Source organism: Evansella halocellulosilytica (genome assembly GCF_002335745.1).
GTDB lineage: Bacteria > Bacillota > Bacilli > Bacillales > Salisediminibacteriaceae > Bacillus_CA > Bacillus_CA halocellulosilytica.
Map to the genome: position 1 here is coordinate 3,768,231 of NZ_NIST01000001.1, position 23,490 is coordinate 3,791,720.

22 protein-coding genes, 1 tRNA gene and 1 pseudogene are annotated in these 23,490 nt (G+C 37.8%); 6 read left to right on the plus strand and 18 right to left on the minus strand.

Going from position 1 to position 23,490, the window contains the following annotated elements:
• The first annotated feature begins 10 nt into the window (after window positions 1-10).
• Entirely contained in the window at window positions 11-160 is a 150-nt protein-coding gene (gene sspO, locus CD001_RS17955) for a small acid-soluble spore protein O (protein WP_096188984.1), read from the plus strand.
• A 90-nt stretch (window positions 161-250) separates the two neighbouring features.
• On the opposite strand, the gene CD001_RS17960 is transcribed toward sspO, so the two are convergent.
• A complete protein-coding gene (locus CD001_RS17960; protein WP_096188985.1) occupies window positions 251-505 on the minus strand; it encodes a hypothetical protein in 255 nt (84 codons plus the stop codon).
• Between the two features lie 148 nt (window positions 506-653).
• On the opposite strand from CD001_RS17960, the gene CD001_RS17965 reads away from it, so the two are divergent.
• Window positions 654-791, plus strand: coding sequence for a small acid-soluble spore protein P (locus CD001_RS17965; protein ID WP_096188986.1), 138 nt, complete (start codon window positions 654-656; stop codon window positions 789-791).
• A gap of 117 nt (window positions 792-908) precedes the next feature.
• On the opposite strand, the gene selA is transcribed toward CD001_RS17965, so the two are convergent.
• Together selA and CD001_RS27375 are read right to left on the minus strand one after the other, a co-directional pair.
• Window positions 909-2,330, minus strand: coding sequence for an L-seryl-tRNA(Sec) selenium transferase (gene selA, locus CD001_RS17970; RefSeq protein WP_096188987.1), 1,422 nt, complete (start codon window positions 2,328-2,330; stop codon window positions 909-911).
• A 512-nt stretch (window positions 2,331-2,842) separates the two neighbouring features.
• The gene (locus CD001_RS27375) at window positions 2,843-3,079 is read right to left on the minus strand and encodes an Rdx family protein (protein ID WP_407081114.1); all 237 of its coding nucleotides are present in this window, start codon (window positions 3,077-3,079) and stop codon (window positions 2,843-2,845) included.
• A 106-nt stretch (window positions 3,080-3,185) separates the two neighbouring features.
• Between CD001_RS27375 and CD001_RS26705 the strand changes: the two genes are divergently transcribed.
• Complete coding sequence (locus CD001_RS26705; protein WP_218839279.1) at window positions 3,186-3,413, plus strand: hypothetical protein; 228 nt, start codon at window positions 3,186-3,188, stop codon at window positions 3,411-3,413.
• Window positions 3,321-4,412: a selenide, water dikinase SelD gene (gene selD, locus CD001_RS17985; RefSeq protein ID WP_407081148.1), complete on the plus strand. Its 1,092-nt coding sequence runs from the start codon at window positions 3,321-3,323 to the stop codon at window positions 4,410-4,412. The genes CD001_RS26705 and selD overlap by 93 nt, the downstream gene beginning before the upstream one ends.
• 120 nt (window positions 4,413-4,532) lie before the next feature.
• Here selD and selB read toward each other — a convergent pair whose 3' ends face one another.
• The 6 genes from selB to CD001_RS18015 all read right to left on the minus strand — a co-directional run bounded on the left by selB (window position 4,533) and on the right by CD001_RS18015 (window position 10,906).
• Window positions 4,533-6,524 (minus strand): selenocysteine-specific translation elongation factor, encoded by a 1,992-nt coding sequence (gene selB, locus CD001_RS17990; protein WP_306454082.1) that lies wholly within the window; start codon window positions 6,522-6,524, stop codon window positions 4,533-4,535.
• Between the two features lie 223 nt (window positions 6,525-6,747).
• Complete coding sequence (locus CD001_RS17995) at window positions 6,748-7,368, minus strand: response regulator transcription factor (protein WP_096188991.1); 621 nt, start codon at window positions 7,366-7,368, stop codon at window positions 6,748-6,750.
• The gene (locus CD001_RS18000) at window positions 7,365-8,420 is read right to left on the minus strand and encodes a sensor histidine kinase (RefSeq protein ID WP_096188992.1); all 1,056 of its coding nucleotides are present in this window, start codon (window positions 8,418-8,420) and stop codon (window positions 7,365-7,367) included. Before CD001_RS18000 ends, CD001_RS17995 begins: the two co-directional genes overlap by 4 nt.
• Before the next feature lie 124 nt (window positions 8,421-8,544).
• The gene (locus CD001_RS18005) at window positions 8,545-9,231 is read right to left on the minus strand and encodes an ABC transporter permease (RefSeq protein WP_096188993.1); all 687 of its coding nucleotides are present in this window, start codon (window positions 9,229-9,231) and stop codon (window positions 8,545-8,547) included.
• Window positions 9,228-9,959, minus strand: coding sequence for an ABC transporter permease (locus CD001_RS18010; protein WP_096188994.1), 732 nt, complete (start codon window positions 9,957-9,959; stop codon window positions 9,228-9,230). The genes CD001_RS18005 and CD001_RS18010 overlap by 4 nt, the downstream gene beginning before the upstream one ends.
• Window positions 9,956-10,906 (minus strand): ABC transporter ATP-binding protein, encoded by a 951-nt coding sequence (locus tag CD001_RS18015; RefSeq protein WP_096188995.1) that lies wholly within the window; start codon window positions 10,904-10,906, stop codon window positions 9,956-9,958. The genes CD001_RS18010 and CD001_RS18015 overlap by 4 nt, the downstream gene beginning before the upstream one ends.
• A gap of 474 nt (window positions 10,907-11,380) precedes the next feature.
• On the opposite strand from CD001_RS18015, the gene CD001_RS18020 reads away from it, so the two are divergent.
• Together CD001_RS18020 and CD001_RS26535 are read left to right on the plus strand one after the other, a co-directional pair.
• The gene (locus CD001_RS18020) at window positions 11,381-11,842 is read left to right on the plus strand and encodes a hypothetical protein (RefSeq protein ID WP_096188996.1); all 462 of its coding nucleotides are present in this window, start codon (window positions 11,381-11,383) and stop codon (window positions 11,840-11,842) included.
• 100 nt (window positions 11,843-11,942) lie between these two features.
• A tRNA-Sec gene (locus tag CD001_RS26535) sits at window positions 11,943-12,039 on the plus strand.
• A gap of 533 nt (window positions 12,040-12,572) precedes the next feature.
• Here the strand turns inward: CD001_RS26535 and CD001_RS18025 are convergent.
• The 9 genes and pseudogenes from CD001_RS18025 to CD001_RS18065 all read right to left on the minus strand — a co-directional run bounded on the left by CD001_RS18025 (window position 12,573) and on the right by CD001_RS18065 (window position 23,418).
• Entirely contained in the window at window positions 12,573-13,637 is a 1,065-nt protein-coding gene (locus CD001_RS18025) for a glycoside hydrolase family 3 C-terminal domain-containing protein (RefSeq protein ID WP_096188997.1), read from the minus strand.
• A 38-nt stretch (window positions 13,638-13,675) separates the two neighbouring features.
• Window positions 13,676-14,701, minus strand: a complete 1,026-nt coding sequence (locus CD001_RS18030) for a Gfo/Idh/MocA family protein (RefSeq protein WP_096188998.1) — start codon at window positions 14,699-14,701, stop codon at window positions 13,676-13,678.
• The gene (locus CD001_RS18035) at window positions 14,694-15,431 is read right to left on the minus strand and encodes a ThuA domain-containing protein (RefSeq protein WP_257009851.1); all 738 of its coding nucleotides are present in this window, start codon (window positions 15,429-15,431) and stop codon (window positions 14,694-14,696) included. Before CD001_RS18035 ends, CD001_RS18030 begins: the two co-directional genes overlap by 8 nt.
• Before the next feature lie 25 nt (window positions 15,432-15,456).
• A pseudogene (locus CD001_RS18040) lies at window positions 15,457-16,346 on the minus strand (ROK family protein).
• A gap of 113 nt (window positions 16,347-16,459) precedes the next feature.
• Window positions 16,460-17,950, minus strand: coding sequence for an ABC transporter substrate-binding protein (locus CD001_RS18045; protein ID WP_096188999.1), 1,491 nt, complete (start codon window positions 17,948-17,950; stop codon window positions 16,460-16,462).
• A gap of 84 nt (window positions 17,951-18,034) precedes the next feature.
• Window positions 18,035-18,889, minus strand: coding sequence for a carbohydrate ABC transporter permease (locus CD001_RS18050; protein ID WP_096190670.1), 855 nt, complete (start codon window positions 18,887-18,889; stop codon window positions 18,035-18,037).
• Between the two features lie 142 nt (window positions 18,890-19,031).
• Window positions 19,032-19,970 (minus strand): ABC transporter permease, encoded by a 939-nt coding sequence (locus CD001_RS18055; RefSeq protein WP_096189000.1) that lies wholly within the window; start codon window positions 19,968-19,970, stop codon window positions 19,032-19,034.
• A 181-nt stretch (window positions 19,971-20,151) separates the two neighbouring features.
• The gene (locus CD001_RS18060) at window positions 20,152-21,666 is read right to left on the minus strand and encodes a response regulator transcription factor (protein ID WP_096189001.1); all 1,515 of its coding nucleotides are present in this window, start codon (window positions 21,664-21,666) and stop codon (window positions 20,152-20,154) included.
• A gap of 6 nt (window positions 21,667-21,672) precedes the next feature.
• Window positions 21,673-23,418 (minus strand): sensor histidine kinase, encoded by a 1,746-nt coding sequence (locus tag CD001_RS18065; protein ID WP_179298808.1) that lies wholly within the window; start codon window positions 23,416-23,418, stop codon window positions 21,673-21,675.
• Window positions 23,419-23,490: the final 72 nt, after the last annotated feature.

Here is a 23,490-nt window from a genome sequence, read left to right on the forward strand (position 1 = left end):
GTGGGTATAAATGACTAAGAAAAAAGCAAATCATATTCGTCCAAGCATGAATGATGCGGCTGCTCAAGGCAGAGGGGCAGGGTATGAGGAAGGACATGAAAACGACGAGTTAACGTCAAAAGAAAGACAATTTAATAAAAAGACGAAGAAAAGACAGTAAAATGTATCATCAATATAATTAGGGCTGTCATAAAGCGTTTAGACTTTTGGACAGCCCTTTTATTAGGTATTTAAAGGATAAATATAGCATCTATTCCATTAGTTGCTGCTTATACTTCTCGAGTTCATCTGTGTATTGATAAAGCTGTTTTCGTTGATGTTCAGAAGCATTTAGATGTGCTTTTTCAATCACCTGTGCTGCTTCATCGAGTTCTTGTGCTGCAATTTTATAATGGTGGCCGTAATCGGCATCTTCAGGATGCAAGTCCTCCATCGCTTCCTGTAATTGGACAAATGCTTGCTGAGCAGCTTCAAATGACTGTCGTTTATTCTTATGATACGGCATGAAGAAGTCCCCCTTTGAATTTGCTTCCTCATTATTTTTTTCCATAAATAAGAGAATATACGAGGAAGGTTTTTCTGTTATTGATGCATTGTAATTCTGGATGAAAAGCCCAATGTTTGTTCATGATAACAGGAAAGGAGGGATTTTTATGGAGAAAAACACATATAAAAGTCAGAGAAAAAATTCACCTAAAAATGAGCGGAGTAATAGTCAACCTGAACCGATGTCAGGTTCGCATAAAGTAAAAAAGAAAAATCATGTGTCTCAAACGGACGGTGAAGGATAAAAGAGCCTTCTACAAATATAAACAGTTGAACCAAACATATTAGAGATGAAGAATATGTTTGGTTCTTTATACGTTTATTAACTGACAAAACCTTTGTTTTTTACTCATTTACAGTTCTTAATACTTTTCAAGTTCTTGCATACTTTGGAAAAGCAAATCGATTTCTTCATACGCAATTGTCCGAAAATCGATAAAGACTTCTCCGTCAACAATCCTCGTTATGATCGGGGTAGTCAAAGACCTTAACTTTTCTTCTAATTGCATTGCGGACAATGACTTGTGTATCAATTTTACCCCAATCGAAGGAATCTCCACACCTGGCATCGTCCCCCCTCCTACATGTGAAGTCACTTCTTTTTGTTCGAACGTGACGTTCAAGGAAAGAGGATCTATACCTTTAAGGAAAACCTCAACCTTTGCCCGGATAACATCTATTGTTTGAAGAATATCTCTATTTGTTGGAAGCTTTTCGAGTTCAGTACGTTCATATAAATACTGTTGTAAAGTTGCTTCTAAAGCAGCTAACGTCATTTTATCAACACGCAGTACACGCGCTAAAGAATGTTTTTTTAAAATATCTATATATTCCTTTTTACCGGTAATGACACCAGCTTGCGGTCCTCCGAGCAGTTTATCGCCGCTGAAAGAGACGATGTCCGCACCTTTTTTTATTGCCTCTTTGACAACTGGCTCATCACCGATGCCATCATGCTTAAATGGATATAAGGAACCGCTGCCTAAATCCTCATAAACAATAATAGGCTGTTCACGTTCGTTTGATAATTCTTTTAGTTGACTTGTCAACACTTCTTTCGTAAAACCGATTGTTTTGAAATTACTCGTATGTACTTTCATGAACATGGCTGTATTAGGTGTCACGGCATGTTCGTAATCGTATAGATGTGTTTTATTTGTTGTCCCAACTTCCACTAATTTTGCATCACTTTCTTCCATAATTGTCGATATTCTAAATGACCCGCCAATCTCGACTAGTTCACCTCTGGAGACGATGACTTCTTTTCCTTTCGTCAAAGCACGTAACACAAGATATACCGCCGCAGCATTGTTATTTACGACCATCGCAGCTTCTGCTCCGGTTACTTTTTTTATTAATTGATCGACGATCGCGTGTCTTGACCCGCGCTCCCCTTTTTCAACATCATATTCAAGATTGCTGTAATGTCTTGATGTTTCAACGACTCGTTCAATCGCTTTTTCACTTAGGCGAGCTCTTCCTAAATTCGTATGTAAAACAGTTCCTGTTCCATTTAAAACCCGTCTCAGCTTATATGGCTGAGTACTTGCAGCTTTTGTTTCAATTGAAGAGATTATATAGTTAATAAAGTCTTTCCGGGAATACTCATTAAAAGCAATGCCATCAGTCAACATGTCGTTTCGAATTTCATTCGTTAATTCTTGGACAGATTCCTTTAAGTATGCATCAGGCAAGTTCCATTTCTGTTTTATTTCCTCGTAACGCTTTAAATGCTGTATCTCATGCACAGCCGGTATCATCCTTAATTTTTCTTTGTTGCTCATCGTTATCACTCCGCTAGAACATTCAATATATTTCCATTCATATCAAGTAGGCTTGCTGGTCATCATAATGGATGAAGAAGAGGTTATCCACTTCTTCTTCAAAAAGGAGATACAGGATATTAGGGTTTTCGACGTCCATTGTTCCCTTGGAGGGGTGGTTAGCTTGTACAAGTAACAAGCGAACGTATACACGTTCAAGGATTCTTATTGACGAAAAAATGAGGTGTTTACGAAAGACACACATCGACTTTACCCCAGACAAAGCCAGTATCTCTAATAAAAAGGTGGTCAACCCGGACCACCTTTTTTTCTATGTTCTGATGACTTGAGTACTACATTCATTTCTTGCACTATTTATTTTTATTATACAAAAGTTATTAATCTTTGAACAATGTTCGTGCTATTCTTCTTTGGAGAATGATGATGTGAATGTATGTAGATCAAATTGCTTCAATGTCCCTGTATTCAAAAAAGGCTGAACCTGCTTTATATGGTTGGTTCAGCCTTACGTATTATTTGTTTTCTAATTTCTTAATGACTTCATCAGTATCTGGAAATTCTTTCGTTTCCAGTTTTGAGTACATTTTCTCACCATTAACTGTTACTTCAAAAGCCCCTCCTGATGATGGAATCAGTTCCATTGACGTAATGTCAGACTTGAAATGGTTAAACAATTCTTCTGCGAAACTCGCAGCTTTTGGTGCGTAGTTTCACTGCATGCAAAACTCTACAGTTACTTTCATGCTCATAAAATGCATCTCCTTTTGTGAAAATTTTGTGAACGAGCCTATAGCTATTTTATCTTATTATTTGTCATAGATCAAAATGGAAGCTTATACTATAAATAATTGGAGGATGTTCAACCCTCTTGGAATATTAGCTGGCGATTCTCATCAATACCCTATTACGATATTCATTTTTATTCGTATCGTTCAACGTTTCGCACCTAATTATGCATCCAAGTATACGTCATATTGCTTATCCTCCTCTATGTACACGAATAAGGAGGTGTTTATCTTGTCATCAAACAACGAAAGAGACCAAATCATCCGGTTAACAGAACAAACAAAAAAAGGTGGTTGAGGCTGTAAACTTGGTCCTGGAGACCTGGCGCAAGTTTTGCGTCATTTACCTGAAAAAAAGAAGGATGAACGATTACTCGTCGGTCATGAAACATCTGATGATGGAGGAGTATATAAAATAACGGATGAGATCGCCTTAATTCAAACAGTCGATTACTTCACGCCAATCGTTGATGATCCGTATATGTTCGGTCAAATAGCCGCTGCCAATGCGTTAAGTGATGTTTATGCAATGGGAGGTACCCCAGCGACAGTATTAAATATAGTCGGTTTCCCGATTAAAAAGCTTCCGCACCATATGTTAACCGATATATTAAAAGGGGCAGCAGATAAAGTGGATGAAGCTGGCGCTGTAACAGTTGGAGGGCATTCTATCGATGATATTGAGCCTAAATTCGGCTTAAGTGTAACAGGTACTGTACATCCTGATAACGTGATGAAAAATATCGGTGCTCAGCCTGGAGACTGTTTAATTTTAACGAAACCAATTGGAGTTGGTATTTTAACGACGGCAATTAAAGGGAAAAAAACGACTGATTCTGAAGAGAAATCGGTCATCGAAACGATGGCAGAGTTGAATCGAATTGCTTGTGAGTGCCTTTCTTCCTTCGATGTTCATGCAGTCACTGACGTTACAGGCTTCGGCTTGATTGGTCATGCTTACGAAATGGCTAGTGGCAGCAATGTTTCCTTCGAATTTGATTATGACAGTATCCCTGTTTTAGAAGGGGCATTAACCCATGCTAAAAACAACGTTGTTCCAGGAGGCACAAAAGCAAACCATCAATGGTTACTGAATGAAGTAGACTATCGATACGATTTGACTGAAGCTGAACAACTGTTACTTTGTGATACGATTACATCTGGAGGATTACTCATAAGTCTTCCGGAGAACGATGCAAAAGCATACATGGAGAAAGTTAATCAATTAAGAGCAACAAAAGCTGTTGCAATAGGAACAGTTACAGAAAAAAAATCAAAATCGATCTACGTAAAATAGGGGGCTATAGCGGCCCCCCTCACACTGTTGAGAAAGTTTCAACAGTTTCTTTTATATTATCTTTATTTAATTTCGTTTTAAGAGGATGCTTTCAACCAGGGCTCGTGATGAATCATCAATTTATAATCCTTTTGAATTAGCAGGGTTAGATATCCAAACTCGCTCATTTTCACTTCGCTTCGTCAGTTGTAAATGATCGAGCTTCTCTATAAATGGAACTAAATGCTTTCTCGTTAATCCGAGTATACTTTTAGCATCTTGTAAAGAAAATTGATCTCCTGTATTTTCATATAAATATATCGCAGATTCATAGAATTGATCATTGGGCACTAGATGTTTTTCATCTAATGTCAACATCTTTTCTGTCCGTAGTAAATAATGAAACAGTTCATTTTTCATGTCATCTGGCAATCCTGCTTCCACTGAAACTTTATCAAAAGGATCAACTTTTAATCCTTGCTCAGAAAGCGACTGCACAACTTGTGTCATCCTTTTCGCCCATTGAACTGGGAATGACGGCGTAAATGCTGCCTCTGACACGTACTGTCCTTGTTTTCTTAAACGGTGAAGACGAGCAGCTTCCTCAATGACTTCTTCTAATAAACCTTTACCATAAAGGCTGAATTCATTTATGATTTCTGCTTTGTTCTTCCCTTCTCTTAGCGGAAATTTCTCATGAAAATGTCGAAGTTCTTCAATTACTAGTTCGATGATTTCTTCTACAATTGATTGAAGCGTGACGAGACTACCGAGTTGAACAAGCAAACCTTTCTCTAACAGGTCGTAAATATGCTCTTCCCCAGCTTGATTTTCCAGACCAACTTCTTTAAATAGCTCCGTTTTTGTCATCGCCTTCTTACTTTTCAAAACATCGATCATTCGTTCTTCTGGAGTCCCTTCATTTTTTAACGCTAGCATCGCAATTGTTTCTGGTCCGAATTTATATTTTGCACCATTCGCATCGACGACGGTACCGCCGCCGATCGTTTCTGCAGGCGTAGGTCTCCTAAGGATAAAACGATCTCCTCTTTTCGTCACAATCGGTTTGTCTAAACGAAGTTGGCATAATATATTTTCCCCTTCAACTAATTCATTACGATCAAAGAACACGATTTTGCCATATACTTCTGCTGTACCGATATGAAGCTTTATATATCCCCGCTGTTTTAAAGGGAATTTCAGTTTATGAGCAGTATGTAAAAGGATGTCAATCGTTTTTGTAGTTGAATAATACTGTGTTGATACGAGCACATTCCCACGCTGAACATCATTTTTCGTTACTCCTGCAATGTTAATCGCAACTCGTTGACCAGCTCTTCCTTTAAATTGTGGCTCATTATGAACTTGAAGCTGTCTCGCTCTCACTTTTTTTCTTTGCGGCAATAATTCTAACGTTTCTCCTTCACGTACCTCCCCTTCATAAACTGTTCCTCTAACGACAGTACCTTGTCCATGAACAGTAAACGCTTGATCGATTGGAAGTCTAAACGCTCCAGAAGCATCTCTTATCGGTACATCGTGTAAAACATTCTCGATTTTTTGCTTTAATTCGTCAATCCCCTTCTTTGTCACACTGTCCACAAATAAAATGTCAGTATCTTCAAAAAAAGTTCCTTTCACCTGATCGTGAATGTCGGCTTCAACAAGTTCAACCATTTCTTCATCAATGAAATCTGATTTCGTAACGACAACAAGCCCTTTATGTATTCCAAGTAAATGCAAGATTTCAAGATGCTCCACTGTTTGTGGCATAACCCCTTCATCTGCTGCAACGACTAGTAAGACAAGATCTATACCAGCAACTCCTGCAATCATTTGCCTAATAAACTTTTCATGTCCAGGTACATCGATAATAGAAGCGTGCATGTCTTCTGTTAGCTTTAATGGAGCATACCCAAGTTCTATTGATATCGCACGTTCTTTTTCTTCCTTTAAACGATCTGTGTCTATATTCGTTAACGCTTTTGTTAATGTTGTCTTCCCATGATCGATATGTCCTGCCATTCCTAGCGTATAGTAACGGTCTGTTGGCATAACTTCACCTTCATTCCTATATAATATATTTCTAATTAAGAAAATGTCGATCTCTTTCAATGATAGGCAGAAAATCATTGAAACGCAATTCCTTGTAATAAAAATAAAAATGAAGTTAATAGTCAGAGGTTGTCAATGTTGAATAACTGGGATAGAGAGTTAATAGTGTAATTTATCAAGAGGAAAACTCGAGGTTAGCGGACATAATTCAATCGTATATATGAAAGAGGTCGTACACTTTTTAGTCTTAAACTTTTTCTAAAAAAAACGACCCATGACGAGCGATCATATATCATTCTCGTCACGATTTGTTTTTCCGCTGCCAATAATAGATTGCGAGTTGGGTTCGATCACGAAGTTCGAGCTTATCAAGAATGACAGACAATGTGTTACGAACAGTACCGACACTTAAATATAGTGAATCAGCAATTTCTTTATTTGATAATCCTTGGGCAATTGCAGAGGCAATGTCATTTTCACGGTCAGTCAATCCTGTGAGGTCTCCGTTTCCTTGCTCGGGATTCATAATTTCATGCAGCACTTCTGAATCAAGCACAGATCCTCCTGCCATTAAAGCGCGCACTTGCTGTGCCATATTTTCAACAGCTGTCGATTTAAGCAAATAACCTTCTGCTCCTGCCCGTAGTGCTAAACGGATATTTTGCTCATCCTTAAACGTAGTCAGCATCATGATTCGAACTTCTGGCCATCTTTGATTAATTTGTTTCGTACTTTCGATTCCGTCCATATTTGGCATCCGGATGTCCATCAGCACAATTTCCGGCAAAGCTTTTTCACATTGTTCAATTGCCTCTTGACCGTCTGCAGCTACACCGATCACTTCAATATCAGACTCTTTCTCAAGTAATAGCTTCAAGCTTTGGCGAACGAGTGGATCATCATCAACGATTACAATTTTCATACGGTTCCCTCCTCTATCGGTAGTACACAAACAACAAGATAACCTGATTTCGAATTCACAGATAAACTTCCACCATTTGCACGAGCCCGCTGTTTTAAATTACGGATTCCGCTCCCCTCTGAAAGATCATTTGCACTTTTGCCATTGTCCTGCACGCTAAGTCTTACGATTTTGTTCGTGACATCCAATTGTACATCAACTTTCGTTGCATCACTATGACGAGCAACATTCGTAAGTGCTTCCTTTAAACACGGCTCTAGTAAACTCCAATAATGAACTGGTACAAGATCCATATTACCTGATTTTTGAAAAGACGTCTCTGAATGCGTAAACCCTTGAACGATGTACTCCAAAACATCAGCACCCATTCTTGTTACAGGGGTCATGTCATGAACAGTATCTCGAAGCATGGCTGTACTTCTCGAAATACGAAGCTTTACTTCTTGGAGCATTTCCTTCGCTTCGTCACCTTCGAGGTGTTCATAAGCTTCCAAAGCAAGGTTTGCACCGGTCAAGTCGTGGCCGACATGATCATGAAGGTCTCGGGCAATCCTGTTTCTTTCTGTGATTTCCGCGAGTTGAGCTGTTTTATGATTCGCTTTTAACAGCTCATCTTTCATGTTCTCAAGTGAGTAACGAGCATGACGTTCACGATCTGCTTCAGATATGTATGATTCGCGTTGTTTATGCCATTGAACCGTTAACGCACCTAAAATTCCGGCTTGAAAAAGAAGCCAGAACAACATGAAAGACATCACTTGATAAACAGCGATAACAATCAGTACGAGAATGACCATCCTATACCTTCTGTGAGCAAATATTTCGTAAACAGGAAAGATAAGTCCAAATACACTGCCGCCCCAAACTGGAATAAACATCGCACAAAGAAGAAGATCGATAAGAATTGTCCATGAAGGAACCTCATAACGCCAACGCATACAGGCAAGCGTTGCAAGGGATACGACGAAAAGAAAACTTACAGAGCTTCCATCATGTAACGTCCATAAGATTAGAAGAAATAAGATATTTACAAAGCGCCATACGTTCACCATCACCGTTCACCTCTATGCTCATATTATAAGTGCACAAAACCTCCAGCTCAAGGCTGAAGGCAATGATGCAAGTGATTTGAAATTTATCTTATGGTGAGGCTGTCCCGAAAACGTGAAATGTTCCTTAGTTAATTCTCCGAATGCTGCCGACTATTAAGAAAAGGAACGTATAGAGAAGAAGCACTCCATTAATGAGTAGAAAACCTGTTATACTCTCACCACGAACGACCCATTCAATGCCTTCTGACAGCCAGTATGTCGGGAAAACCACAGCAATCTTCTCAAGAGATTCTGGTAATATTTCGCTAGGTACAATCATTCCTCCGAGTAAGGCCATAAGGACAATGACAGACATGAAGACGAGAAAAGATGACTCTTTGCTTCTGTACAATGAGTTCCACGCAAGACAAAGGGCAATTGCGGAAAAACTAAAGACGATGTACAAGATAAGCAAGCTCAGTGGCTTGTAGAGTTCGTGTCCGTATAAGACACCACCAAAGATAAAGATTGAGCTTTGAGCAATCGTAATAACTGCAAAAGCGAGCAAATTCTGCGATAAATAGTGAAAATGGGTAATCGGTGCAGCAGCTAGCCGTTTTACAACACCTTTTTGATGGTCTTCAATCATAATTCCAGTAAGACGGATACTAACAAATAATAAAAGTATACCGAAGTATTGGTAGCCTAGCGGTACTAGCGGCCAATATTCTTGTAATGGTAAAAAAATTGCTGCCACCGGGAACATTGTCAAGAAAATTAAATTTGTCTTGTTTCTGAAACTTCGTTTTAGGGCAAAATTAAATATCGTCATGGCATTCTTCTCCTGCCTGTAGCAAGCATGATAACGAAGAAAACAATAATGAACCCGGCAAGAATACCAGCATTTATCCACGCCTCTAAAAAGTTTGCCGCTTTAAAATGATCGATTGCAGTAGCAGCAAGAGTAAGTGGGTTTACATAATCGTTTATCCAATGGATGACAGCAACATCAGGCATCGGAAAAAATAAGCCAGCTAATATGACAGCACCTATTCCATAAACTTCACTTAACCGTTCAGCAATCTTAAAGTTTTTCACAGAAAAAGTGAACACGAGACAGATTACACTAGATAGTATTGCCATTAGCCCGATGACGAGTAATGACCACGCAATGTTTCCCCAATTGACATCCCAGATAACAATTGTATAAACCATTAAAAGGAGCCCTAGAATGATCGAATACAATGTTCCTGCAAGCATGATCATAAATCCGTATAAACTCGTGTTAATTGGTAGCGATTGAATTCGATAGCGTCTTTCTGAGAAGAAATCTACGTGGATCAAGGACATGACGATTGCCCCGCCAAACAATTGAAATACTAACACCATTGTGATCGTCATCTCATCCATAGCTGGAACACCAGCCTGTTGTTCGGAATCTCCAAGGATGAATAAGAAAAACGTGATGAGTACGACTGGCACGATGAATAATAATAACATTGTAATGTAATCTCTCATCATCCTTAGTGCCGTAAACCTTATTGTATATAGCTCTCTCATACTTCACCATCCTCCCCGTCTCGCAGCTGTTTGCCTGTAAGCGTAAGAAAGACATCTTCAAGGTTTGGTTTATCTGCTTGAATACCGACAACCCCACTCGTTTCTTTTACAATCGACAATGCTCGATCAAGATTACCTGAGCCGAAATTTGAAATGATTTGAATAGAAGAACCATTTACGTGAACATTTTTGACACCTTCCAAGTTTTTTAGGCGCGATACTGGAAGGTTAGTTGGATCATTTACTTCAATCTGAACCTTTTCTTCGTGCTGAATGTTTTTAATTAGCTCATCAACAGTTCCTTCTGTAATTACTTGGCCTTGATCTACGATAACGACTCGAGAAGCAATCGATTGGACCTCTTCCATGTAATGGGTCGTATAAAGGATTGTCGTCCCTTGTTTTTGCAGCTTCTTAACCGTTTCTAAAATGTGATTTCTCGATTGTGGGTCGATACCGACCGTTGGCTCATCCATAATAAGCAGCTTCGGTCGATGAGTGAGCGCACAAGCGATGTTTAGTCTCCGCTTCATTCCGCCAGAAAATTTACTCGGTGGCTTATTTGCATTTGATGAAAGACCGACAAATTCTAGTGCTTCTTGGACACGTTGTTTACGTTCCTTTCCCTTTAATCCATATACACCTGCAAAAAATTCTAAGTTTTCTTTTGCTGTCAATTCTTCAAATATGGTCAATTCTTGTGTGACAAGCCCCATTTTTTGCTTATTTTCATTGCTGAACGCTTTTTTCTCACTTCCAAAAATTTGAATACTCCCTTTATCAAATGGGATCATTCCCATTAATGTATGGATAAGTGTCGTTTTTCCTGCCCCGTTCGGCCCGAGCAACCCGACAATCTCTCCTTCATGGATCTCAAGGGTTACGTGATCAAGCGCAAGCGCATTTCCGTACCTTTTTACGATTCCTTCCATTTTTGCTATTGCCATCTTCCTTCACCTCTCCGTAAGTTGTTATCATTAGTATGACTTTTAAGATGAAACATTTGTAGTGACATTTGTCATTAGATGTGCGTCATGAGTCATTCGCGGATACATATCGAGGATGTTTAAAAAGGCCGGGAAAAGATGCTTTCGTATCTCTGCATTGACTAGTTTCTCCGCAGATAACGTATGAACACTATACACACCGCTACTCGAAACTTCGTCGCCTTGACCCTCCTTTTTGAACACGCACACATAGCGTCAAAGATGTATTTTGAAAGGGGATTACTATCTTGCTCTAAAGGGTTTTTTATAACACATGTAAAAATCATATGATACACTAAAATTGTAAGAATACGGAAAATCATAAGTAAGGTAAGCACTATTTAAAAGATATATGTCATGATTAAATATGGTCGTTTTTTGATCAGACGATGAAAATACATTTTTTTTAATAGTCAAAAAGGCAGGTATCGAAAAGTGGAAAAATACGAGGCAAATAACAATTTAACGGTGGAACAAAACGATTTTGGGTTCATGATCACGCTGATGTGTCTGTTCACCCCATTCGGAGCTATGGCTCTTCCAATCATTCAAGGGTCATACAATAGTGGTTCTCAATTAGCTTTCATTCTCAAGTTGTTGGTTGGAAGTATCTTATTATTTTGGTACTTCAAAAGCAGAATGAATAAAAAAAGGTTAAAGATCGTCCAGTCCATTCGAAAAATACTTATTCTCATTTTAGTACTGCCGTTAGGATTTTATTTTTACGTAATGATTATTCATGGTGAAAACCTTAGTTTCTCAACCCTTTATCTTAGCCTCTACCTCCTTGTATGGGCGATTTATTACATTGCTCTAACGACCCTTTACAAAAAAGGAAGTTATGTAGAAAAAAGATCACGTCAGAATCATGAACTGACCGATCTTTTTTGTGATTAATGTAGTTCCCATCTATTCAAAAATCGTATTTTTTCATTTTACTGATTATCATTGAAACTCGGACAAGAACTGTTTATAATGGAATTTGTGATTTATCGATGGGGTCGGATAGGGTACTGGTGTCCCTCGAGGTCTTCAAAACCTTCAGGGAGGCGCGTGACGTCTCCGGTGGGTTCGATTCCCACACGGTCCCGCCAAATCCACTCCATACTCTCGTAAGGGATTGCGCTGATATTCCGATGATTTGGACGAGATTTTTGGAATAATAACTTCCAGAGCATCGCTTGTTGCTTCTTTTTCCCCACTTTTCTTATTAAATTTAAAAGATGTATATTTGAAAATAGATATAATTCTCCTTTATTAAAAGAAACAAATGCTATTTATCTTTAGGATAGTCATTATCAATTGACTAAACCACAAATGTCCATTTAATATCAACTCCAACATTATGATCGATCATTAACTTCGCCAGCTCCATACCCTCTATCAGAATAAATTTCTTCGCTTCTAATCCTTCAGCGTAACTTCTCGCACTTCTCTTCTGTAGAAATAATTAACATGCAACTGCCACTAAAAATACTTTATATACAGAAAATCATTTATTGAAAAAAATTGACCAGTTAAAAGGTCCATGGCAATCAAAGCAATGCCATGAACCAATCTTTCTAGGAATTGTCTTAGCCCACTCAGTAGAGTACAGTACAAAACTGTAAACCTAAACCGCACGATGTTATTCGATAAGAGTAGTAGAAACTTTATAGGTTGCTGTAGAGTCATTTCCAATATACCAATAAATTGTTTTTGGCTCTAAGCAATCGCCCATCTCCTTATTCCAAATACACATATCTTCTTTACCAATGGAAAATGTGATCGTTTTCTTTTCACCTGGTTCCAAGTATATCTTCTTAAACTTTTTCAGTTCTCTTACTCGTTTCGTTATACTAGATTCCTTATCATATCGATATAGCTGAATCACTTCAGCACCGGGATACTCACCATTATTTTCAACAGTGACATCGATAGATACTTTCTCCCCATTTTCAAGGTCAGCTATAGAGATAAATTCTTTTGATAGGTTTATATTGCTAAAGTTAAAAGTTGTATAACTAAGTCCAAATCCGAAAGGGTATAAAGGAGATGAATCTAAGTCTTGATAATCCAGTTTCTGCCCCATATCTTTTTTATTATAATATACAGGTAATTGATTTGAAGATCTTGGGATGGAAACCGGTAACTTTCCACTAGGATTTATTTTTCCAAATAAAACATCTGCAATTGCTTTCCCTCCTTCTTCCCCTGGGTACCAGCAACATAATACGCTTTGACATGCATCTACAAGGTTTCTGATCGCATACGGTCTTCCTTGTACTACAACCCCAATCATAGGCTTTCCAAGTGTCGCAATCTCATTAATAAGCTCATTCTGAACACCACCAAGTTTTAAATCAGCAACATCGACACCTTCACCACAATCCATATCTACAGGTTGATCTCCAAGTATTGCTGCACCATTATGATCAAATTGTATATTAAAGTTTCGAGAGCTACTTCCTCCAAGTACTAAAAGTACTGCATCCGAATGATTTGCAAGTTCTAATGCTTCGGAAAATCCATCTTTACTTTCATCTAAAATTCCACATCCTTTAGTATAAGCGATGGTCATTTCTTTTGGAGCTTGTTGTTGTATAGCATGAAGTACCGTAGTTACCTTGCCGTCTTTCTGAGTAGCAGTATAATCCCCTAATAAGTTATAAACCGAATTTGCATTAGGTCCAATTACCGCTAATTTCTTTATCGATTTCTGCTCCCTTTAAAAAATCTTTTAAAATTTAGTTATAGCGGATCTATTTCATCTATAAACTTCTCTAAATTGCTTGACTCAAATGCATTAATAATTACTTGTAAAGATTTAAATGCATCATCACCTGAAGTCGGCGGAACTTCATCCTTTAATATTGATATGATAAACTGCCTTACCACTTCAGTATTTGCAATGTTATACGCCATGTTATCGAAAGAGTGCCTTACAATTTCACCACTATTATAAAGTGCGATAAGTGGATGATTAGGATCTTCTTCAATTCTAAGAGTTCCCTTCTCACCATAGATAACTGTTGCATTCTCCTCACCATTATAATAAGACCAGCTAGCTGCTAACGTTCCAACAACCCCTCTATCAGTCTCTAGAATACATACAGCATTATCATCGACTGCACTTTGCTTTTTAGCTAAAGTCTTTATGAACGCTGCAACTTTTGTTATTTCTTGTCCCAACATATAGCGAAGCAAATCTACTTTATGAACCCCTAAGTCACCCATAACCCCTAGACCTGCTTCCCCTTTATTAAAAAACCAAGTATTTTCTCCTTCCCTAGCTCCAGCATCCGGGCCAGCATGTCCAAAGGTCGTGCGAAAACTGACTACTTTTCCAATAGCCCCTGATTCAATTAATTGTTTTGCTTTTTGATGAGAAGGTATAAACCTTTGATTGTGGGCAATCATTAACTTTTTCCCAGTTCTTTGACTTACCTCAACCATCTCCTTCGCTTCATCTAGAGTAGTTGCCATAGGTTTTTCACATAAAACATGTTTTCCTTCTGACATAGCTTCAATTGAATAAGACGCATGCATGGCATTTGGTGTACAAATACTAACAGCATCTATATCTTTATCCGTCAACAACTCTTTGTAGTTACTATAAGCACGAGCCCCGTAGACTTCAGCTATTTCCTTTGCTCTTTCGTAGTTCATATCACTAACTGCACTAATTTTTACATCATTATTCTGTTGATATCCTGGCAAGTGACGGTGTATTGCGATATTTCCACAGCCAATAACCCCTATTCTAATCTTATGCATCTACATTCTCCTTTGTTTGACCTATGTTCTGTAGTGGATTTGTATAACCATATTTTATTTCCTTACCAAAGTCTGGTTGTGCCCATTTAATAGCATTTATGATGACCTGCTGTATGTCTTTTTGATGAAAAGTTGGAAAAGTCTCATGCCCCGGCTGAAAGTAAAAAATCTTGCCCTTTCCTCTTTGATAGGTAACACCACTTCGAAAGACTTCACCACCTTCAAACCATCCGACAAAAATAACTTCATCTGGAGAAGGGATGTCAAAATGCTCTCCATACATCTCTTCTTGAGATAATATAATTTTTTCATCAATTCCTTCTGCTATTGGATGTGTTGGGTCGACCACCCAGAGGTATTCTTTCTCTCCAATGTCCCTCCACTTCAATTCACAACTCGTTCCCATCAACCGTTTAAATATTTTGGAAAAATGTCCAGAATGTAGTACAATTATGCCCATTCCATCGAGTACACGTTGATGTATTTTTTCTACAATGCTGTCCTCTACTTGTTCATGGGCTACATGCCCCCACCAAAGTAATACATCCGTTTCTTCAAGTAGCTTATCGCTTAAACCGTGAGATGGCTCTTCTAACGTTGCCGTCTTCACATCAAACCCGTTATCCGCTATCACTTGTGCCAAGAGTCCGTGAATGCCTTTTGGATAAATTTCCTTAACAGTTTGATTCGTTTGTTCATGAATATTTTCATTCCAAACTGTCACCTTCACTTTGAACCGCCTCTCCTTTGGACCTTTACTTATATACAGGCCCTCCATTATTTTTCTTAACATATCCACCCACTACCAAAGCTAATGCCCCCATAATCCCTTGATTATCGTTGAGGGAAGGGGAGGTGATGTATTCCTCCATTTTCGGGGTGGTGATATAATCATTAAGCATCTGCGGTAGTTCACCTCTAATGATTGAATAGAGTGACTGTTGTTTCATGACACCGCCACCTAGAATGATTTTTTCCGGACCGAGTATTAATGCATAATTCATAATTGCTTGTGCTAAATAATAACCTTCTAGTTGCCAAACCTCCCTTCGCTCCCCTAATTCATTTCCTTTATGGTTATACCTAGCTTCAATAGCACTCCCCGACGCAAGACCTTCTAAGCAATCTTTATGGTAGGGACAGCTCCCCTCGAAATAGTCATTTTGATGGCGAGGTACTTGAATATGTCCCATTTCAGGATGAGTCCACGCGTTTAAAATCTCTCCATTATTTACAAACCCTGCTCCTATCCCTGTACCAACTGTAATGTATAAACAGCTATGCGCCTTCTTAGCAGCCCCCAGCGATATTCCCCTAGTGCTGCTGCATTGACATCAGTACTAAGAAATGTTGGAACCTTATATCGCTTTGCAAATGCTTCAAAAATATTAAAGTTCTTCCATGGCAACTTCGGTGTATTCAAGATTTCCCCATAATTTTCTTTCTTTTCATTTAATTCAACTGGTCCAAAACTGCCGATTCCAATGGCTGTTAATCGATAGTTATCAAAAAAAGGATATATCTCAGACAACGTAGTTTTTGGTTCTTTTGTGAGAAGAGTGATTTTTTCAATAATCTCTCCATCTTGATTTCCCACTGCACAAACAAACTTTGTCCCCCCTGCCTCAATCGCTCCAAACGTCATGTTTACCCCTCCGTATAATTAGAAAGGTACCCATATATGAATTTTGGGTACCCCTCTTCTAACTAACAAAATATAGTAGCTTAACTAAACAGGAAATATTGACTAGTTGGTAACTATTGGTTTTCCTTCCACTCATCGTATTGACTTTGAATTTCCTCTAATACTTTTTCCATTCCTGCCTCATATAATTTCTCATTGAATGCTGGAATGTATTCTTCCGGATCTACCGCACCTTTTAACAGCGCTGGTGAAAATTCACTTGTAACGTTACTGATTGCCGCAATTTCTGTACGAACCGGGCTAGAGTCAAAGTAGAACCCTAATACGGGAGAAGGAATGGAGTTTTCGTTAAACTCTTCAAAAGCATCCCATTTATCTGCTGGCTCATCTTCATACAGCTTCAAAAGTAATTGGTTTCCAATTGCGAAGCTCGGCATGTTAAACCTTTCAACACGTGCAGGTAAGTCATTGATGGTCCCATCTTCATTTTCTTCGTAGTGAACACCTTCGATCCCTTTGTCGATTAAGTTTCTTAAATAAGGATCAGAGTTAAGTAAATTTAAGAACATCATAGCTCGTTCTGGATTCTGAGAAGTGGTTGAAATCGCTTGCATCGAACCAGTTACTGAGTTATTAAACACATATGGCTCATGAAGAGGACGTGTTGCAATTTCATACCCCGCTGATCTAGACCATACAAGTTCTGCATAAGGCTGATAGAGCTCTTTACGTACAAACCAGTTTGGAGTTTCTAACGGCCATGAGTCTGTGCTTGTTGCAGCGTCTGGACGAATGTAACCTTTTTTATAGTAATCATGCATAACTTTTAGTGTTTCCATCGTCACATCTTCTTCATATTTATTAACTACTTCATCCGTATTCCCATCTAATCTGAAAGCAAAAGGCATTTCCTCCTGAAGAATTGAATCAAAAGGAAGGTATGCATCAAATGTTGCAATCGGTGTTACATCCGATTCCTCTTCTTTAATTACAGCTAGAAGTGGCTCTATATCTGCCAATGAGTTAACTGTTGAAATGTCTAAGTTGTGTTTTTCAACTAATTCATTATTAAATGAAAGGACAGCTTGCTGACCTACTTCTTTATTCGTTGGGACAGCATAGAGTTCTCCGTCAATTTGAGCTCCTTCTAAAAATGAAGGATCAATTAACTCTTTCATTTCTTGTCCATATTCATCCATTAAATCATTTAATCCAACAAACGCACCACGACGTGCATTCAGGGAATAGTTATTTGCCCATGAACTTGTAAATGCAATATCATACTCTTCACCGGAAGTGGTGATCACTTGCATCCTCTCATCAAATTCTCCCCAGTCGAGTAATCTAAGATCAATAGTTGCATTAATTTTTTCTTCAGTATACTCATTAACTTCCTCCATAACTACATCAAGGTCTTGTTGTGGAGTTCCAATTAAGTACCAAGTTAGTGTAACTGGGTCTAACTCATCGTCTGCCTCACCTGTTTCTGGAGTGCCTTCTTCACTTTCACCAGAGTTACTTTCTGCCTCTTCTTCACCACTACAAGCTACCAACAAACCAACAAAACCGACTAACATTACTAGTAGTAAAAGTATTTTTTTCATTTCTTTCCCCCACTTAGTTTTTTTATCAAAGGAAGAAACATAGGAAAAAACTATAGTAACTTCCTTTAATGAGCAGTTCAAGAACTATTCTTTGACACTTCCAATTGTCAATCCCTTTACAAAATACTTTTGGAAGAAGGGATAAGACAAAGCGATTGGTAAAGTTGCAATTACAACCATCGCCATCCTTGCAGAGTCTTGTGGTATAGATGCTAATATACTACCATTCTGAGTAGATAACATGGCATTTTGCCGTATAAAATCTAAGTTATTTTCAATCCTCATTAATAAAGACTGTAATGGCACCAAACTCGGGTCATCTATGAAAAGCAAAGCATTAAACCAATCATTCCAGTATGCAAGTGTATTAAATAAAGCGATTGTTGCAATACCTGGAATAGCCAGAGGCAATACAATCGTTAAGAAAATTCGAAATTCTCCTGCCCCATCAATACGTGCCGATTCGAGAATTGCCTCAGGAACTGATCGCTGGAAAAATGTCCTCATTATAATGACGTAAAAGGCATTAACAGTCATCGGCAATATTAATGCCCATACGGAGTTTTTTAACCCTAAAAATTGTGTCATCACAATATAGAAAGGTACCATACCACCACTGAATAGCATGGTGAAAAAAGCGATAAACGTAAACTGCTTTCTATACAAAAACTGTTTCCTTGATATTGCGTAAGCGTAAAGTGCTATCACGGATACACTCAGGATCGTACCAACAATCGTAACAAAAAGTGTCACGCCATAAGCACGAAAAATCTGTGACCTCACTTGCCATAAATACTTATAAGCTTCTAAGCTCCATTCCTCCGGTATAAGTCGATATCCGTGCAAGGACAATGACTGTTCACTCGACAGGGAGATGATGATGACATAAATGAATGGAAATATACAGAGGAATGCAAACGAACCTAGTAAAATATGCATCACTACACTCGTCTTGCCCGAAAAGCCATATGGATTAAATTTTTTCTTTTTCCTTGGAGGAAGGGTTTTTTTATGTTCAGTTGACTCGGCTGATTTTGGTGGGATATCCAACTTTATCACTCTCCTTCCACCTAATTATTCTTCAAAATAGTGCATTTTCTTCGTCTATTTTTCTAACAACGTAATTCGTCAGTAATATTAAGATGAAACCTACTGTCGCCTGATATAAACCAGCTGCAGTACTCATTCCAATATCCCCCATTGACATAAGTCCACGATAAACATACGTATCGATTACGTTCGTCACAGAATATAATGGCCCTGAATCCCGCGGAACCTGATAGAACAATCCAAAGTCTGCACTAAAAATACTTCCTATATTTAAAATAGTTAAAATGATAATTAAAGGCATAATCATCGGAATGGTAATACGCCAAATCTGTTGCCACTTGCTAGCCCCATCGATCATTGCCGCTTCGTAATACGTTCTATCAATCCCTACAATAGCTGCCAGGTATACAATGCTTCCAAACCCTACACCCTTCCATTGGCTGATTGCGACAAGAAAATAAGGCCAATAGGCGGATTCGTTATACCATGATACTGGATCCATATTGAACATTTCCAATACACTGTTAAACAATCCTCGATCAACACTCAGGAAAGCGAATACAAAATAACTAACAACTACCCAGGATAAAAAGTGTGGAAACAACATTCCAGTTTGATAAATTTTAGCAAGCTTTTGTTTCGTTAATTCACTTAAAATGATAGCGACACCAACTGCCAAAAAAAGTCCTAAAATGATAAAAACTAAGTTATAAAAAACTGTGTTCCTTGTGATGATATAAGCATCATTTGTACTGAATAAAAACCTGAAGTTTTCAAATCCTACCCATTCACTGTGATAAACACTGGCGAAAAACCCATCCGGATGGAATCTGAAATCTTTAAACGCCATCACCTGACCAAACATCGGTAAGTACTTCATGATGATGAGCCAGATAAATCCAGGCATTATCATTAAAAGCCAGATTCGATTGTCGTATAAGTTTTTTCCAAATTTCCTTAAGCGCTGCATCTTCATCCCCCTTCCAGATCTGACTTTCTTTAACCTAATTCAATTATATGAAAACCCTTTCAACACCTAAAGTTGATATATCTTAGATTTACTGGCTAAAATAAATACAAATGAAAATATCAAAGTTAACAAAAGAGAGCGACTCAAAGGTTAATTTTGTACCTTGTGAACCACTCTCTGATCATCTTCTTTCTTTTCTCCATTTAGATGGGGTAACACCTTCCAGCTTTTTAAACTGTTTATAAAAATAGGCTGAATCCGTATACCCCACTTTTTTCCCAATCGCACCTGCCTTTTCATGTGAATAGAGAAGTAATTTTTTCGCCTTATCAACTCTTAGTTTATTTAAATATTTCGTAAAGGAGTAATTCACCTCTTTTTGAAACAATTGCCCTAAATAGATTGGATTAATATGAAAGCTGTTACCTAATGTTTTAAGAGACATCTCTTCTGACAAATTCTGATGGATAAAATTCAACACGGTTTGAATAATAGGGCTATACTCCTGATCTTTCTGTGTATAATTCATTTCCATCATTTCGAGACATTTATCCAATAATTTCAGGGCATCCGTCAGTCCTTCAATATATAATATCTTTTGTAACATCTCCACATAAAGCTCATAATCAATATGGAGGGAGAAGCTGTTTTTCACTTGAAAAAAGAACTCCAATAAAACACTTTTCATAAGTAATGGTCGATCTTGTTCAAACTTAGATAATGTTTGTTTCATTGATGTTTTCACTGCTTCATAATCCTGATTAGCAAGTTGCTCCATGATTACGTGAGACACATAGTTACTCGTATACTTTTTCGATTGCTCATATCCTTCTGATACAATGTTTAATTGCTCGGCAAGATTATGTTCCTTTTCCGGAAGAAGCAACCTTAATTCACTTACCATTTCTAATTCTCGATAAACATCCTGAATTTGACTTAGATCATCAATTTTTTTACTGTGAACAAAAACATAATCTTCAATTATTTGTACTTTACCAATTAGATGATGTATTTTATCCATTTTCCCTTCACAATCTACTTCATCAACCTTTGACCATAAGAAAAGGCAATCTCCAGATGGAGTAATAACGGTAACAACATTCTCTTCACGTTCGAAGGCCTTTCTCCACGTTTGCCAATTCTTATCATTCTGCTCGTCCTCATCTACTTTCAATAACCCCATCCATAATGGGGCTCCTATCTGTAACTCTGGATAAAAAGATATCCTTTGTCTTAACGCTTCATAACTCATTTTTCCAACAACCCAGCGCCAGATGGAATGATCCCTTAACACTAGTACTGACTCCTCTTCCAACACCATTTGATTTAGTTTCTCCTTTACAAGTTCAAGGGAAGAAATTAATTCTTCTTCATTAATGGGTTTCAAAAGGTAGTTTTCGATTCCTAATTGTAGCCCTTCCTTAACTAATCCGAACTCCTGGAAACCTGATAATACGATCACCTTCATATTTTTCTGTTGGTCTCGCAAGCGACGAGTCAGCTGAAGACCTGTCATCTCCGGCATCTTAATATCTGTAATTAACACATCAAGTGGTTCTTTCTGAGACTTTTCTAACGCCTCCAAACCATTTTTCGCGGTTGCAACCACTTGAAATCCAAGTGATTCCCATTCAATGATGTTTCTTAAGCCCTCCAGAATTAACGGTTCATCATCAACAAGCATTACTCTTATCATGATTCGTCACCTCTCTATCCCGGGCAATCTCACAGATACAACTGTTTTAACTTCTGGAATACTCTGAACCATAACACCATAATTCGCCCCATATTTTAGTCTGATCCGCTCATTTACATTAATTAAACCGATAGAGTTAGTTGAGCTCTCCCCCTTGTCCAGTTTACATTTTATCTGCTCTAATTTATCTTTACTAATCCCCTTTCCATTATCTTCTATTTCAATCCATAATGTTTCATTCTTTTCACACATTTTAATTTCGATTATATTATCATTGCTGTTCTGTTTAAATCCATGGAGTAAAAAATTTTCGATAAGAGGCTGTAAAATAAAAGGTGGAATTAAATAACGGTTCAGACTTTCATTCCCAACAAAATGACAGCTAAGTTGTCCTGGAAATCTGACTTTAAACAATTCGATATATTGACGGGCATGATTCTGTTCCTCCTCCAATGTAACTAATTCTGCTGTTCTTAAAGAATAACGAAATAATTCAGATAACTGAACTATCATCTTTGCAGTCGTTCGACTACCTTCAGTTAATGATTTCATTCTGATTGCCTCTAACGTATTGTATAAGAAGTGGGGATTTATCTGTGCCTGAAGGCTAGCGAGCTCAGCCTCCTTCTGTTTTATTTTCGATGTATACACTTTATTAATGTAATTATTCAATTCATCCAACGTCTCATTAAACGTCACAGAAATAACACTTAAGTCATCATTTACTTTCCCGGTATCGATCTTTAAATCTAAATTACCATCTTGAACCTCACGCATTTTTGTGACAATTTGATCTACACGCTTTGAGTGCCTCCTAAGAGAAAAATAAGGTAGTATGATAGCGATTACTGTTAAAGCCATTATGATTAATAATATAGTAATTTTATAGGTGAATAATGATGCTAATTCCTTTCTTGGAATAATCGACATAATCATTAGATTGCTTACTGGTTCCACAGACGTTTGAATATAATATAGATCATCTAACTTTACCTCCTTCTGTACAGTTCCAAAAACTATCTCTTCCAAGATACCATCCGCTAAATCCCCATAAGAAAAATACACATTCATATCTTCATCAGTAACGAGAAAGGTTCCTTGAATGGAACCCTCTTGAAGAGAGAGGATCCGTTCAACATTCTCGTAGGTAAAATGAATGGAGAGTGTACCTAATCTCTCTAAATAAATAGGATCATTAATTATTTCATTCACTGTATAGAAGGTCGAATTTCCCTTTTCATTAAAATTCAGATCCTTTTTCTCAGATCCTTTTTGTGTATTTTCATACCAACGTAAGTGATTAAACATATAAAAATATTCTGTACCAAGAGTATCATTCTTAATATCAAGAGCAACAACCGTGTCATCTCTAGAAAAATAGTTTTTCACATAAATATCAAAGTTGTACGGAACAAACGAGTCACTATTTGCAAATTTATCGAGCCTGTAACCTATATACTCCTCATAATCATGCTGGAGGGCAAATGCCAAATCTTGTATTAAATCTTTCTCAAGATATAAATTACGGACTCCCTGGGATACAAATTGATGCTTCTCAAGAAAATCTGATTTTATTTCATCTATTATCGCACCATGCTTATCTACCTCTCTCTGAACAATAAAATCCGAATAATAATTGGAGAGAAACAAAAATAAGCTGGCCATCGTCAGGAATATGATTGTAGAATAGGTAAAAAACACTCTGTGAAATAGTTTGCCGCTTATTTTCCGAAAAAAACGTAATGTTTTCATACTTACTTCTCCTAACATCCGAATGAAAGGGAAAAGAGACTAGATGCTAGCCTCTGTTTCATTTCCCTATCA